Below are 14406 nucleotides of genomic sequence, written 5' to 3'. Positions count from 1 at the left end.
GTCGGCGGCAAGACCTCACACCGCGCCCCTCACTCTTCGCTTGTGGCGCACTTCCAGTGCCGCGCAGCCCCAGACCGTGCCAAGCAGCAGATAGACATGGCGCCAGTGGTCGATGTCGATGACGTTGCCGATTGTCGCATGGCCGAGAACCGAGATCCAGGCGATCATCAGGAAGGGTTGCCACGGCCGGTCGAGCAGCAGGTTTCGGAAGCCGAGAGCCAGCGTCCAGAGAAGCATGCTGACATAGCTGACGAAGCCGAGCCAGCCATAGGTGGTCAGCGATTTCAGCCAGATATTGTGCTCGTCTTCGGGAAACATCGTGCCGAACACCAGCGGGCCGATACCGAACGGGCGCTCCATCATCATGGTGAAACCGATCCGGTGGCGCTCGAAACGGCCGAGATGTTCGCCGTCATATTGCTGCACCAGCTGGGCGCGCGCCGAAAACAGTTCGGCGACCTTCGGGATCTGGAGTGCCACCAAGAGCGAGGCGACCAACATAATGATCGCCGCCAGCGACAGGACCAAGACTCGCAAGCGAAAGGCGCCGCTGCGCTCCTTCAGCAGCATGATGAGGATCAGCAGCGCCACGCCAAGCGCGAAGAGCCCCCAGGCGGCACGGGAAAAGGAGAGGAAGATGCCGAGCGCAAGCACGAGCAGGGCCGCGGCCTTCAGCGGCGATTTCTTCAGGTCGCCAGCCAGGATGCCGTGGATGAGATAAAGGGATGGCGGCACCAGGAAGGGGCCGAAGACGTTGGGGTCCTGGAAGGCGCCCTTGGCGCGGTCGTAGAGCGTGAAGACTTCCGCGCCCGGAAAGGCATGGAAATAGCCGAGTATGCCGAGCGCGGAGGTGGCGACGGCGGCGAAGGTCCAGGCGTTGAAGATCAGCGGCAGCCGCTTGTGGCTGTCCTCGATGATCGCCGCGTAGAAGACTGCCGTCAGCGCCAGGAAGGTCGACACCGCGATATACATCGGCCCGGTCGCCAGGTCCTTCATCTGCGTCAGCGACAGCATCCCGCCGATATTGAAAGTAAGCAAAAGGGCGAGCAGCGGCGCCACGCCGCGCGAAATCCTTAAGCCCAGGATGAACCAGAGGCCGATTAGCCCCGCCATCCAGAGTTCATAGGGCGCCGGCTCGTCGATCACGAAGCCGGAAAGGAAGACGCCGAAGGCGACAAAGGCCGAGCCGATCAGGCGCAGCGTCATCCGCTGCGGCTGGGCGACACGGGAATATGTCGCCTCGATCGCGCTCAATAGGCGTTTTCCGTGTTGAGCAGCCGGATCGGCGTCAGGAACAGGATCTTGAGATCGAACCAGAGCGACCAGTTCTCGATGTAATAGAGGTCGTAAGCGGTGCGGAACTTGATCTTCTCGTCATTGTCCACTTCTCCGCGCCAGCCGTTGATCTGTGCCCAGCCGGTGACGCCGGGCTTGACGCGGTGGCGGGCAAAATAACCCTCGACGACGTCGCCAAAGGCGCGGTCGCGCGCCTGGGCGAGAACGGCATGCGGGCGTGGGCCGATCAGCGAGAGATCGCCTCTCAGCACGTTGAAGAGCTGCGGCAGTTCATCGATCGAGGTCTTGCGGATGAAGCGGCCGACGCGGGTGACGCGCGGATCGCCCTTGGTCACCGCGGCCTTGCCCGTGGGATCGGCCATGTTGGTGTACATCGAGCGGAACTTGAAGACGTTGATGATTTCATTGTTGAAGCCGTGGCGCTTCTGCATGAAGAAGACCGGGCCTTCCGATGTCGCCTTGATGGCGATCGCGGTCGCGACCATGATCGGCCAGAGAAGCGCAAGCGCGACGAGCGCGAAGAAGATGTCGAAACCGCGCTTGGCGACGGAATCCCAGTCGCGGATCGGCTTCTTGAAAATATCGAGCATCGGCACCGAGCCGACATGCGAATAGGCGCGCGGCCGGAAGCGCAGCCGGTTGGCATGCGCGGCAAGGCGGATATCGACCGGCAGAACCCAGAGCTTCTTCAAAAGGTCGTAAATACGGGCCTCGGCCGACAGGGGCAGGGCGATGATCAGCATGTCGATGCGCGTCAGCCGTACGAATTCGACGAGTTCGGCCACGGTGCCGAGTTTCGGATAACCGGCGACCATGATCGGCGAGCGCTTCTCGCCGCGGTCGTCGAAGATGCCGCAGATGCGGATGTCGTTGTCGGCCTGTTGTTCGAGGACGCGGATCAGGGCCTTGGCCGGCTCGCCGCCGCCGACGATGACGGCGCGGCGTTCCATGAGGCCGTTGCGCGCCCAGTTGCGGATGCCGTAGGCGACGAGGAAACGCTCGGCCGCAAGGAAGAGCGCGCCTGCGGCGAACCATGGAATATAGGCGTCGACCATCGCCCATGTGGTGCCGCGAATGAGCGCGAACAGCCCGACGGTGAGGAAAAGCGCGAATGTCCACGAGGCGACGATGCGCGGCATCAGCCGCAGCTTCGCCCGAAGCGCGGGAATGGTGTAGGTGTCGGCAAGCTGCAGGCTGATGACGGTCAAGGCCGAAGCGATCGCCGCCATGCCGGTCCGCATCAGCAGGGAATCGCTGCCGTCGCCGGGCCAGAAATAGTGGACGATCAGGGCGATCGCGAAGAGCGCCAAGAATTCCAGCAGCCGCAATTGCCCGATGATGATGGCAGGCGAATTGGTCCCGTCGCGGAACTGTTCGGCAATCTGCCGGGCATAGGGGTTGATTTCGGTCGGGTCGGAAGGCTTCTCCTCACCCGTGTCGCCGCGCACCTCGATGTCGGAGACCTGCTTGCGCAGCGCTTCGACGTCGAATTGATCGCCTTTTTCCAGCTTGTTCATGGGGCCAGCTTGTTCATGGGGCATCGTCGCTCGTTGTCAGCAAGCGAAGTACCAGAAAGCCCCTAAGAAATATTTACGAGGCGACGGGCATTGCTTGGCTGGCAGCCGGGTTGACGAGCTCATGATACAATTTCAGGACATCGCGTGCCATGACGGCGGATGAAAACACCGCCTTCACCGCCTCGGGCTTCGGCATCGTCCTGGCGTGCCAATCGGGCGTGCTCAGCGTTTCCGCCATGACGCGGGCGAGATCGTCGGAATTACCGGGCTCCACCAGGGCTGCGCTGTCGGCGCCAAGCACCTCGGGGATGCCGCCGACACTGCTTGCGATGATCGTCTTGCCGGCGCCGAGCCCCTCGAGCACGATGTAGGGCATGGCTTCGGCGCGCGAGGGAACGACGAGGTTCTGCGCCATGGAGAAGGCTTCGTGGACCCGCATTGCCGGCAGCATGCCGATGCGTTTGCCAAGGCCGCGTTCGACCATCATTTCGCGGTAGCGGTCGCGATCCGGCCCGTCGCCGATCATCAGCGCCGACAGTGGCCTGCCGAGCAGCCGTTCCGTTTTGGCGAAGGCATCGACAAACAGATCGGGACCCTTGAGGTCCCGCAGCATTCCCACATAGATGAAATGCACGGCATCCGAGCGGGTCGGGATCGGCTCGAAATCGCGCTCGCCGATGCCGTTGTAGATCAGTCTCGTCTTCGTCCGCGGCCGCCCGACCTTGCGCGCGTAGGTATCGCGCTCATATTCGCAGATGAAGACCAGCGCATCGGTGAAATATTCCTGCAGGCGCTCCATCTTGAGGACGAACTGTCCTCCGAGGGAGGAGCGCGAATAATGCAGGCTTCCGCCATGCGCGGTATAGAGGCGGGCTACGCGATACCTATTCACCCGCAACGCTGAGCCGGCAAGTCGCGCGAGCACGCCGCCCTTGGCGCCGTGTCCGTGCAGCACATCCGGCCGCAAACTTTTGATTTTCTTGTATGTGTCCCACATCGTCGCAATGTCGGACGGGCTGATCGAACGCCGGATTGGCACGCGTGTCAGGCCGAGCGAGAGATAGGGACGGATATCATCGAACAGGCTGTCCTCGTACTCGCCGCCGGTCGAGCTGTCGCAGAGGATGCCGATTTCATGGCCGGCCTTGCTGTGCTCCTCGACGAGATCGCGGACATGGCGGAAAATTCCGCCGACCGGTGACCTGAAGCAATGAAGGATGCGGAGCGGCTGCTGATTTGCCATCGCTCAGAAAAGCCGTTCGCGAACGTAGATCGTGTCACCTGCGATGATCGGCCCTGATATATTGATGCGGCCGGTCAGCACCTGTCCATTGATCTTGCGCGTGACATCGACCATGCGCTGGTTGGCGCGGCTGGTGAAGCCGCCGGCAACCGCGATGGCATTCTGCACCGTCATGCCGGGAACATAGGCATACTGGCCGGGCTGGCCGACTTCACCCATGATGAAGACCGAACGATAGCGATCGACATCGATGGTGACGTCGGGATCGCGAAGATAGCCCTGCTGCAGCTTCTGGGCGATCTGTCCTGAGAGTTGCTGCAGGGTTCGGCCGCGGGCAGGGACCTGGCCGATGAGCGGGAAGGCGACATAGCCGGCCTGATCCACCGTATAGGTGTTGGTAAGGCTCTGCTGGTCGAAGACGGTGATGCGCAGTCGATCGCCGCTGTCCAGCGTATAAGGCTGAATAGTCGCCTCGTTGAAGGCCTTCGGCGCCGGCTTGTACGTCGTGCAGCCGCCCAATGCTGCCAACATGGCTGCAAGGCTCAGGGCCAAAAGGATCTTGGGCTGGACGACAGACATCCGCTTGTGCTCACAAAAATGAACTCGGTGCAGTCGTTATCGATCCGTTAGGGTTAATGCCCGGTAAAGGGCGCTTGCAATTTCCTGGTTTCCTTCATCGATCATCGCTCATTTCTCGGCGAGATCGCCATTAACCGTTGAGTTACCATGGTCGTTTACGCTTACGGCACCTTTGTTGTGGAGTAAGAGCATGTCCGGCGTAGCTCGTGATCAGGATGTGGACATCGACCTCGGCCAGTTGGTCCGTGCGGTCTGGGCGCGCCGTCTGAGGATTTTGACAATCACCCTCCTGGGGGCGGGCGTCGCCTTTGCCGGCGCCAAAATCATGTCGCCGCAATATCGCAGCGAAACACGCATCCTCATCGAACCCCGAGCGCCGGCCTTCGCCAGCACGCAGCAGATCAATGACGCCAGCGCTGGTCCGCTGATGGATGAACTGAACATCGCCAGCCAGGTGCAGCTTCTGCAATCGGCCGATCTCCTCAAGAGGGTCATCAACGACCTGAAGCTCTATAACCTGCCGGAATTCGACGATGCCGCCAGCGGCTCGGCCATGAGCAGTATCCTGGTGAAGCTGCACCTGAAGAAGAACCCGCTGGAAAATCCGCCTGAAGAGCGCGTCATCGACGCCTTCGTCGAGCGCCTGCAGGTCTATCAGGTGCCGGGTTCACGCGTCATCGGCATCAATTTCACCTCCAAGGACCCGAAGCTCGCCGCCGCCATTCCGAACGCCATGGCGAATGTCTACCTTTCGACCCAGAGCGGCGCCAAGCTCGATTCCAATTCCGAGGCGACCCGCTGGCTGGAGCCGGAGATCGAAGGCCTGCGCCGGAAGGTCAGCGAAGCCGAGAAGAAGGTCGCCGAATACCGCACGTCGCACGGGCTGTTGCAGACGAACGGCACGACCACTTTTCCGGCCCAGCAATTGAACGATATCTCCGCCGAGCTGACCCGCGTGCGGGGCGACAAGGCCAATGCTGAGGCGAGGGCGCAGGCGGTGCGAAACGCACTGTCTTCGGGCGAGGCCTTCGATACGCTGCCCGACATCATGTCCTCACAGGCGATCCAGCGGCTGAAGGGGACGGAATCCGGCCTGCAATCGCAGATCTCCGATCTGCAGACCAGCCTTCTCAACAATCATCCACGGCTGAAAAGCCTGCGTGCTCAGCTCTCGGATATCCGCACCCAGATCCGCCAAGAGACGCAGAAGATCCTGGCAAGCATCGAGAACGAGTCCAAGGTCGCGGATTTGAGGGCGAGCGAACTCGAGCGACAGTCGGAGACGGTGCAGGCCACTAGCGCGCGCGCCGGTGAGGACGAGGTCGGTCTCAATGCGCTGGAGCGTGAGGCAAACGCCCAGCGTCAGTTGCTCGAAACCTATCTGGTGCGCTACCGCGAGGCCGCCTCCCGTGCCGACAGCAATTCGAGCCCTGCGGATGCGCGGATCGTTTCCAGGGCTGTTGAGCCGGTCGACCCCTATTTCCCCAAGGTGGTGCCGATCGTTGTCGTCGCTGCTGTCGCGACGCTGATCATGAGCGCCATCGTCATCATGCTGACCGAACTCTTCAGCGGCCGGGCGCTCCGCCCAGCAGATGCGACCCCGGAGGCAATCGAGGCAGAAGCGGTCGTCGAGGAGAAGCATGTGCCGCAGGCTGCTCCGATTGCCACTCCCGCCAAAAAAACCGTTCAGCCGAGCATGCTCGCCATTGTCGCGGACGAAGAGGATACGACCGAGGACGCGGAGGCTGCCGAGGAGGCGCGAGAGGATGAGAATGAATTCTCCGTCGCCTCAGTTGCAGACTATCTCACCGGCAGCCGCGCGCCGCTGGCAATCGCCATATCTCCGACTGGTGACAATGGCTCGGCGGCGACGGTTTCGCTGACCCGCATGCTCGCCGACGCCGGCCGCCGCGTCATCCTGATCGACATGACCGGTTCCGGCTACCCCACAGAACTGATGGCCGAGGACCAGGCCGCCCTCGGCGTCACCGATCTGCTTTGCGGTGAGGCCGCCTTCGGCGATACGATCCACGGCGACCGCCTTTCCGATGCCCATCTCATCCCTCAAGGCCAGAGCGACGTGCGCCGCGCCATGCGCGGTGTCGACCGGCTGTCGTTGCTGCTCGATGCGCTCGCCGCCGCCTACGATCTCGTGGTGGTCGAATGCGGTTCGGCCGATGTCGCTGGCGTCTCGCGGCTGACGCGCAGCCGGGACGTCGAGATCATCCTTTCGCTACCTGAGGTCGAGGAGACCATTTTCGTTGCACTGATGACGGAATTCCAGGCCGCAGGCTATGAGCGCGTCGTGCTGATGTCGGGCGGCGAGGGGGCCGAGCAGACGCTCGGCCGGGCGGCCTGAACGGGATCAACCGATCCGTGCCCGGATGCCCTGGGCGAATTTATAGAGCTTCGGGCGCGCCTTGATATGCGCCTTGCCGCGGGTGACGATCCGGTGCGCGGCGCCGGCGATCACACCGAACGGCGAGACCGGCAGCACCACGTCGTAGTGTGGGGTCTCGACCGGCGCCCAGGAGCGCTTGTAGGTCTGGTCGCCGAGGCCGAAATCAAACAGCGCGACACCCTTGCCATGCAGTCCCGAAATGGTCTGCCAATAGAGGAATTCGCCGGGGCTCGTATCCGGCACGATTTCTTCATTGATCGCGCCGAACTGGCAGATGATGTGGTCGCCCTTGCGCGAAATACCTGAAATCGCTGCGATCTTACCCTCATGCCCGTCCTTGAGCCGGAGTACATGCATCTGCAGCCCGAAATACTGCTTGCTGTCATCCAGCTTGTCGAGCAGGCCGTGCAGAAAGGCCTGCGTTTCCCTGTCGGCGAAGACGTCGGGCAGGCCGAGGTTGGCGAAGCGGGCGCTCTTCAGGCAGAAGAAGATATCGAGCAGGCGGTGCTGTTCTTCCGATGTCCCGGGAATGAGGTATTCGAAGCCGCCGGCCGCCTCGAGGCGTTTCGATTGAACGCGGAATTTCTTGCGCCGGTTCTTGGCGTTGAGCTGCTTCAGCGTTTCCTCGAACGTGGGAAAGAACGGCAGCTGGTAGGCATGATTCTGGTTCTGCACCATCGGCAGCCCCGTGAGCGGGGTCTGTCGCCCGCGCCATTCCAGCGGAATGTTCTGCAGCAGCAGCAGATCGGCCCGGCCCTTGAGTGCCTGCTGAAGCTGGCTGGCGAATTTGCCGGCGTCGATGGTTCCGCCGCTTTCTGCAAAACTCTCGGAGAACAAGCCGGTATTGATGTTGCTGTGATCGGCTGCGATGAACTTCGCGACCGCGAGCCCCCGGGACTTGACGATTTCGACCGGCAGAATGAAAGCCGTCTGGTCGGCATGGGTGCCTTTGAGGATTGCAAGCGGCCGCTGGAAGGCGCTCACCCAGGCGGTGCACCAGTCGTAGCTCTGATGCAGGGACTGGAGATTGTCGCGCTCCAGCGCCCGCCACTCATCCTCCAGCGGCTGCATCGTATCGAAGACTTCGATGTCGATTTCGGCCATGGCGAGTTTCATGCTCAGCTGGCGCAGGCGCGAAATGGCCGCTTCGGCCAGCGCCTTGTCGGACGGCTGTTCATGGACATCGAGCTTTTGCGTCTGCACGGTTTTCTCCGGTCAAGAATGCTGAACGGGAAGGTAGGTATGCCAGGCGTATATTTGGTTTAACCGCACGCGATGGACGAGGTTTTCCGCGGATCACGGTTATTCGGCCGTTAATGGCCCTACTTCTGCGGCGGCCCGGCCATCCATTTGATGAGCACCATCGCCGGCAATACCCAAAGCAGGCCGGTGAACAGGAAGTAGAGCAAGTGTCCCCACCAGGGCGCGTTGCCGAGCGTTGCCACCGCGATCGTATTCGCCACCAGCGCATAGACGAGCACGAGCACGATGATCAGGATCGTGCCGATAAATTTGCGGAGGCGGATGGGCATCGGCTATCTCTTGCAATGGATGGGTCGAACCGGCGCGACGGCATGCCGCAAAGGTTCGGGGCTTGTTTTGCATGAGCCGGTGGGGCAAATCAACTGCCGGATAGAAGGAGATATCATGGCCGTCGCAAACCCGACCACGGAACAGGCGATCCTGAGAGAAGTGCGCAGGCAAAATCGTGACCGCCGCGCCTTGCGTCTCTGGCTCGGTTTCGTGCTATTGGCGCTCTTCTGTCTCGTCCTCGTCGGCGGCGCCACGCGGCTGACCAATTCCGGCCTGTCGATCACCGAATGGAAGCCGATCCACGGCGTCATTCCGCCGCTGTCGGCTGCCGAATGGGAGGAGGAATTCCGCCTCTACCAGCGCATCCCCGAATTTCAGCAGCTGAACAATTCCATGACCGTCGATGAGTTCAAAGGCATCTTCTGGTGGGAATGGGCGCACCGGCTGATCGCCCGCGGCATCGGCGTGATCTTCGCGCTGCCGCTCATCTATTTCTGGCTGACCGGGCGGATCGAAAAGCGTCTGCGCTGGCCACTCGTCGGCATCCTGGCGCTCGGTGGCCTGCAGGGTTTTATCGGTTGGTGGATGGTGTCCTCGGGCCTTTCCGTCCGCACCGACGTCAGCCAGTACCGGCTGGCAATGCATCTCGTCATGGCCTGCCTGATCTTTGCCGGCTGCATGTGGATCATGCGCGGTCTCGCCAGACATTCCGATGATCCGGCGCCGGCACGAAGCTCGCGCGGTTTTGCCGCCGCGATCGCCATTTTCGCGCTGTTCCAGATCTATCTCGGCGCGCTGGTGGCTGGGCTCGACGCCGGTTTTTCCTACAATACCTGGCCGCTGATGGATGGCGCCGTCATCCCCTCCGATCTGTTGATCCAGCAGCCCTTCTGGATCAATGCCTTCGAGAACCCGAAGACGGTGCAGTTCATCCACCGCATCGGCGCCTATACCCTCTTCGCATTGACGCTGATCAACATGGTGATCGCCCTTCGCGCAGCACCTTGGACCACCCATGCACGCCGCGCCGTCCTGCTCTTCGCGCTGGTGACGCTGCAGGCGGCGATCGGCATCGCCACGCTGCTGATGCAGGTGCCGCTTCACTGGGGCCTGCTGCACCAAGCCGGTGCGCTGGTGGTTTTCGGTTTCGCCGTCGCCAATTGGCGCGGCTTTTACGGCGAATATCCGCATGGGACGATGATCGCCGAACGCGATTGAAGCGAGCTGGTTTCTCGGGGCGGATCTATCGCAACACCCCATCGAGCAGCGGCATGCCGATGATCGCGGCGGCGGCTATCAGGATGTAGCAGGCGATGCGGAAGGTCCGCTCCTCGGCAAGCCCGAACAGTTTCGAGCCGCCGTAGAGCCCGACCGCATAACTCGGCAGGATCACGGCGGTCAGCGCGAAGACGGCAGGCACGAACAGTCCGCCGACATAATAGCTGATGGCGCTGAAAACGGACGAGATCGAGAAGTAGAGCACGACATTCGCCCTGACGCGCGTGAAGTCGCTCTTGCCGCCGAGCCAGTAGGCGACGACCGGCGGTCCGCCGAGCTGTGCGGCGCCGCTGAAAAGCCCGGCGATCAGGCCGACGCCGCTGCTGAGCGGTGCAGAAGGGGCGCCATGGTAGCGCCATCCGGATGCAAGAAGCGCGAGCAGGGTGATGGCGATGATGGTGATGCTCCAGCGCAGCAACATCGGGTCGAGCAGCGCCAGCATCGCCGTGCCGGCCGGCACGCCGAGCGCGGCCCCCGCCGCCATGACGAAGACCTCGGGCCGGTTGGCTCCGCGCCAGGCGGGAGGGATCATCCCAAGCGCCGCAATGCCGTCGATGACGAGCAGGATCGGCGAGATCAGCTTCGGCCCGACGATCGCACCGCCGAGCGGAATGAAGATCAATGCGGCGCCGAAGCCCGAAAAGCCGCGGGCAAGCCCGGCGATGAAGGCAAACGCCATCAGCGCATAGATGCCATGGTCGGGCAGGGCAGCGGTAAACCATGCGTGCACGCCATCGACCAGCGCATCCAGCGTCATGACATCAGGCTCCGTGATTCGGGAATAGCGGGCGAGGAAAGTCCGCTCTCATAGCCCAATCGTCGCCGATGATCGAGCCGAAAGCGATGCTGCGGCCGCCGAGGGAGGCGGCCGCGGGGGAAAGATCATGATGAAGAGATCGACACAAAGCTCGAATGGCATCACCTCGATGCCGTCGTCTGCGCCTTATGAGGCGAGCATCAGGTCCATGTTCTGGACGGCGGCGCCCGAGGCGCCCTTGCCGAGATTGTCGAGCAGCGCCACGAGGTTCACCTGCGAAGCGCCCGAGGTGCCGAAGACGAAGAGCTTCATCGTGTCCTTGCCTTCGAGCTCGACGGCGTTGACGCGGGGCAGGGCCTTGCTTTCGGTCAGCGGCACGACACTGACGATATCCTGGCCGGCATAATGGGCGACGAGTGCGGCATGGATGCTTTCCATCGTCGTGCCCTCGGCGAGATCGTCGAGATGCAGTGGTACCTGCACGATCATGCCCTGCGCAAACTTGCCGACCGACGGCGAGAAGATCGGCGCGCGGTCGAGCAAGCCGTGCACGGTCATCTCGGGCACGTGTTTGTGGGTGAGCGGCAGGCCATAGAGGAAATGCGGCGCGGTGATCGCATCCGGGTGATCCGGGTTTTCCATCTGCGCGATCATCTGCTTGCCGCCGCCGGTATAGCCGGAGACCGCGTTGACCGTGACCGGATAGCCGTCCGGCAGAATGCCGGCGGCGCGCAGCGGCCGGATGAGGCCGATCGCTCCGGTGGGATAGCAGCCGGGGTTGGCGACGAAACGGGCGGCCTTGATCCTGTCGGCCTGCGCGCCGTCCATCTCGGCAAAGCCATAGGCCCAGCCGGGATTGACGCGGAAGGCGGTCGAGGTGTCGATGACGCGCACATTGTTGTTGGCCGAAACCATCTGCACCGCTTCCTTCGACGCATCGTCGGGCAGGCAGAGAATGGCGATGTCGGCACTGTTCAGCATGTCCTCGCGCATGGCGGCGTTGCGCCGCTCGGCTTCGGGTATGGACAGAAGCTCGACATCGCGGCGGCCGGCCATGCGCGTGCGGATCTGCAGACCCGTCGTGCCGTGTTCGCCGTCGATGAAGATTTTCGGTGCCATGTTAAACCTGCGCTTTCAATGGGTTCTGAAGGTTTCCGGATTCAGTTTGAGGATGATAGGTCAGCCTTGTGACACGGCGATGGCGCGTCGCTCGGCATGAAGACCCAGCATATACATCGCCACCGTTGCCCCCGCAATGGCGGTGATATCAGCATGATCGTAGGGCGGCGACACCTCGACGACATCGGCGCCGCGGATATCGAGCTGGTGCAGGCGCTGCAGCACCGAGAGGATCTTGGCGCTCGACGGTCCGCCGGCAACCGGCGTGCCGGTGCCCGGCGCAAAGGCCGGATCGAGGCAATCGATATCGAACGTGAGATAGGCCGGCGCCCCGCGTGTGTGGGAGATGATCGCCGAGGCGATATCGCTGGCGCTCATCTCCTCGACCTGATGACCGTAGAGAATGTTGACGCCGCAATCCTCCGGCGCATGGGTGCGGATGCCGATCTGGATCGAGCGGTCGGGATCGATGATGCCCTCGCGGGCGGCCCGCGCCACGAATGAACCATGGTCGATGCGGCGTTCTTCGTCGAACCAGGTGTCTTGGTGCGCGTCGAACTGCACGAGCGCCAGCGGCCCATGTTTTGCCACATGGGCTTTCAGCAGCGGCCAGGTGACGTAATGATCGCCGCCGAGCGTCAGCAGGAAGGCGCCGCTGTCGAGGATGACATTCGCCTGTCGTTCGATGGCGGCTGGCGTGTCCTGATGATTGCCATAGTCGAGCAGGCAATCGCCGTAGTCGATCACGGCCATTTCGGCGAAGAGATCACGGTGGAAGGGATATTGCGCATCATTGTCGAAGATCGCCGAGGCGCGCCGGATCGCTTGCGGCCCGAAACGTGTGCCCGGCCTGTTCGATGTCGCGGCATCGAAGGGAATACCCCAGACGGCAACGTCGACGCCGGCGAGCTCCTTGGTGAAGCGGCGGCGCATGAAGGACAGGGCGCCGGCAAATGTCGGGTCGCTGGCAGCGGAGGTGAGGCTGGTCGCCGTGAAGGCGTGGTCAATCGATCTGTTCGCCAAGTCATGCTCCTTTTTTCGGTCGCAAAACCGTAGTCGCGTTCGATGCGGACGCTGCATTGCATGATCGCCGTTGACGTGAGGGTGCCAGGCGGCGGTTCTCTCGCGAAGGAACTGGCCGATCCCCTGCGCGCAGAAAGGGGTAGGCGAGGTGCGTACAGATTTCAAGCGATCGTTCGGACGACGGCCGCTCGTTATCGTCGAGCGACCGTCATTTGCTCGTCTGCCTATCGGGCCGGCTCCGGCAGGCACCACAATCCAGCCAGCGTCGTCAGCGCGGTCGCACAGACATAGGCCGCGAGCGGCCAGGCGCTGTCGCCGCCGAGCAGAATCACGAAGAAAGTTCCGGCAACTCCGACGATGATGCTCTCGACGCAGCAATAAAGCGCGACCGCCGTTCCTGCCGTGTCGCCAAAGGCGTCGAGCGCGCCGTTGGCGGTGACCGCGGTCGCAAGGACGATGCCGATCGCGATGATCCACATCGGCACGACGAAGCTGACCAGGGAAGGCTGCAGAAACAACTCTCCGAAGACAAGCAGCATAGCGCCGGAAAGCAGCACCGCCATGCCTCTGGCAAGGCTGCCTGCAATGCCCCAGCGTATGACGAAGTGTTTGGCAAAACGCGCCGTCACGATCATTACCAGCGCCACCGTGGCAAAGACGAAGCTGAAGGCGATGCCGGAGAATCCGGCTTTATCGATCAAGATGCGGGGTGCTGTCGAGAAGAAGACGAAGAAGGCGCCCATCGCCGTACTGAAGCCCACTGTATAAACCCAGAAGGGTAAGCTTGTAAGGATCGGGCGGAGAGCGATCTTTGCAGTGACGGCGGGGCGGGTTTCATGCCACCGCATGCCGGCATTGAAAAGGGCGGCAACCGAAAGGAGGCCGATGACGAGGAAGATGGCGCGCCAACCGAAGTGATCGGCGATCAGGGCTCCGGTGATCGGAGCTAATGCAGGCACGAAGGAGAGGATGGAGCCGAGAAGGCCATAAATCGTGCTGCTTTCGGGACGCCCGGCATAGACGTCGCGCACTGTTGCGAAAGTTGCGACCAGTGTCGCCGACGCGCCGATGGCTTGCACCAATCTCAACACTACGAAGATTGGTGCTGACGAGGAGGCGGCAAGCAGGAAGGATGAAGCGGCAAAGAGTGCCGCGCCTCCGAGCAGGACAGGCCGTCGTCCGACAATATCGGAAATCGGCCCGAAGACGATCTGCCCGGCGCCGAGCACGAGCATGTAGAGGCTGAGGGTCAGTTGGATGACGGCCGGCGAGGTACCGAGCGCCTCCGGCATGACCGGCACGATCGGCAGATAGATATCCATGGCAAGCGAGGCCAGGATGTCGAACGGTGCCATCAGCAGCAAAGCTGCCGGCAGGGAATAGGTCCAGGGCTGGATTTTGGGATAGGACATGGGAAAGAACCCGCTCAAATGATTTCATTCGGCGGCGATCTGTCTCTTCATCAGTATCGGGATTGGCCGGACAGACGCCGCAACAACAGGGCAAAGTTGTTGCGGCTTATTTGTCTGCGGACTTGGTTATTCCCATGATTCGACCCTTGAATGTGGCCTCGCTTAATCCCGAAGCGTTTTGCCAAATTTCTACCAGCAGAACCGGAATGCGACAATGGCATGCCGGCACGCTTCCAATTGGCTTAACA

At 62.2% G+C, this 14406-nt stretch carries 12 protein-coding genes; 2 read left to right on the top strand and 10 right to left on the bottom strand.

The annotated features are described in order from the left end of the window. Window positions 1–15 precede the first annotated feature (15 nt). The 4 genes from AC1D2N_RS13570 to AC1D2N_RS13555 all read right to left on the bottom strand — a co-directional run bounded on the left by AC1D2N_RS13570 (window position 16) and on the right by AC1D2N_RS13555 (window position 4635). Window positions 16–1254 carry an O-antigen ligase family protein gene (locus tag AC1D2N_RS13570; RefSeq protein ID WP_130652165.1) on the bottom strand — a complete coding sequence of 413 codons (1239 nt, stop codon included), beginning with the start codon at window positions 1252–1254 and terminating at the stop codon, window positions 16–18. Beyond that, on the bottom strand, window positions 1251–2813 hold the full coding sequence (locus AC1D2N_RS13565; protein ID WP_018447499.1) for an undecaprenyl-phosphate glucose phosphotransferase: 1563 nt from the start codon (window positions 2811–2813) through the stop codon (window positions 1251–1253). The genes AC1D2N_RS13570 and AC1D2N_RS13565 overlap by 4 nt, the downstream gene beginning before the upstream one ends. Before the next feature lie 73 nt (window positions 2814–2886). Further along, window positions 2887–4056, bottom strand: a complete 1170-nt coding sequence (locus AC1D2N_RS13560) for a glycosyltransferase (RefSeq protein ID WP_130652166.1) — start codon at window positions 4054–4056, stop codon at window positions 2887–2889. A 3-nt stretch (window positions 4057–4059) separates the two neighbouring features. Continuing rightward, complete coding sequence (locus AC1D2N_RS13555) at window positions 4060–4635, bottom strand: polysaccharide biosynthesis/export family protein (RefSeq protein ID WP_130652167.1); 576 nt, start codon at window positions 4633–4635, stop codon at window positions 4060–4062. 190 nt (window positions 4636–4825) lie between these two features. Between AC1D2N_RS13555 and AC1D2N_RS13550 the strand changes: the two genes are divergently transcribed. After that, window positions 4826–6994, top strand: coding sequence for a GumC family protein (locus tag AC1D2N_RS13550; protein WP_130652168.1), 2169 nt, complete (start codon window positions 4826–4828; stop codon window positions 6992–6994). A 6-nt stretch (window positions 6995–7000) separates the two neighbouring features. On the opposite strand, the gene AC1D2N_RS13545 is transcribed toward AC1D2N_RS13550, so the two are convergent. Continuing rightward, window positions 7001–8239 (bottom strand): GNAT family N-acetyltransferase, encoded by a 1239-nt coding sequence (locus AC1D2N_RS13545; protein ID WP_130652169.1) that lies wholly within the window; start codon window positions 8237–8239, stop codon window positions 7001–7003. 119 nt (window positions 8240–8358) lie between these two features. Next, window positions 8359–8568 carry a DUF2842 domain-containing protein gene (locus tag AC1D2N_RS13540; RefSeq protein WP_018241554.1) on the bottom strand — a complete coding sequence of 70 codons (210 nt, stop codon included), beginning with the start codon at window positions 8566–8568 and terminating at the stop codon, window positions 8359–8361. A 115-nt stretch (window positions 8569–8683) separates the two neighbouring features. Between AC1D2N_RS13540 and AC1D2N_RS13535 the strand changes: the two genes are divergently transcribed. Next, window positions 8684–9787 carry a COX15/CtaA family protein gene (locus AC1D2N_RS13535; RefSeq protein WP_130652170.1) on the top strand — a complete coding sequence of 368 codons (1104 nt, stop codon included), beginning with the start codon at window positions 8684–8686 and terminating at the stop codon, window positions 9785–9787. A gap of 25 nt (window positions 9788–9812) precedes the next feature. Here the strand turns inward: AC1D2N_RS13535 and AC1D2N_RS13530 are convergent, their stop codons facing one another. From AC1D2N_RS13530 to cml, 4 genes are all read right to left on the bottom strand, one after another. Further along, window positions 9813–10604: a sulfite exporter TauE/SafE family protein gene (locus tag AC1D2N_RS13530; RefSeq protein ID WP_130653527.1), complete on the bottom strand. Its 792-nt coding sequence runs from the start codon at window positions 10602–10604 to the stop codon at window positions 9813–9815. Window positions 10605–10790: 186 nt separating this feature from the next. Continuing rightward, window positions 10791–11723, bottom strand: a complete 933-nt coding sequence (gene argC / locus AC1D2N_RS13525; RefSeq protein WP_018447506.1) for an N-acetyl-gamma-glutamyl-phosphate reductase — start codon at window positions 11721–11723, stop codon at window positions 10791–10793. Between the two features lie 60 nt (window positions 11724–11783). Then, window positions 11784–12746: an agmatinase gene (gene speB, locus AC1D2N_RS13520; protein ID WP_018241559.1), complete on the bottom strand. Its 963-nt coding sequence runs from the start codon at window positions 12744–12746 to the stop codon at window positions 11784–11786. A gap of 224 nt (window positions 12747–12970) precedes the next feature. After that, entirely contained in the window at window positions 12971–14158 is a 1188-nt protein-coding gene (gene cml, locus AC1D2N_RS13515; protein WP_130652171.1) for a CmlA/FloR family chloramphenicol efflux MFS transporter, read from the bottom strand. Window positions 14159–14406 lie beyond the last annotated feature (248 nt).

The sequence above is a fragment of the Rhizobium sp. P1_B8 genome, assembly GCF_056406515.1.
Note: the sequence above shows the minus strand (reverse complement) of the source record. Positions and strands in the feature narration are given on the sequence as shown.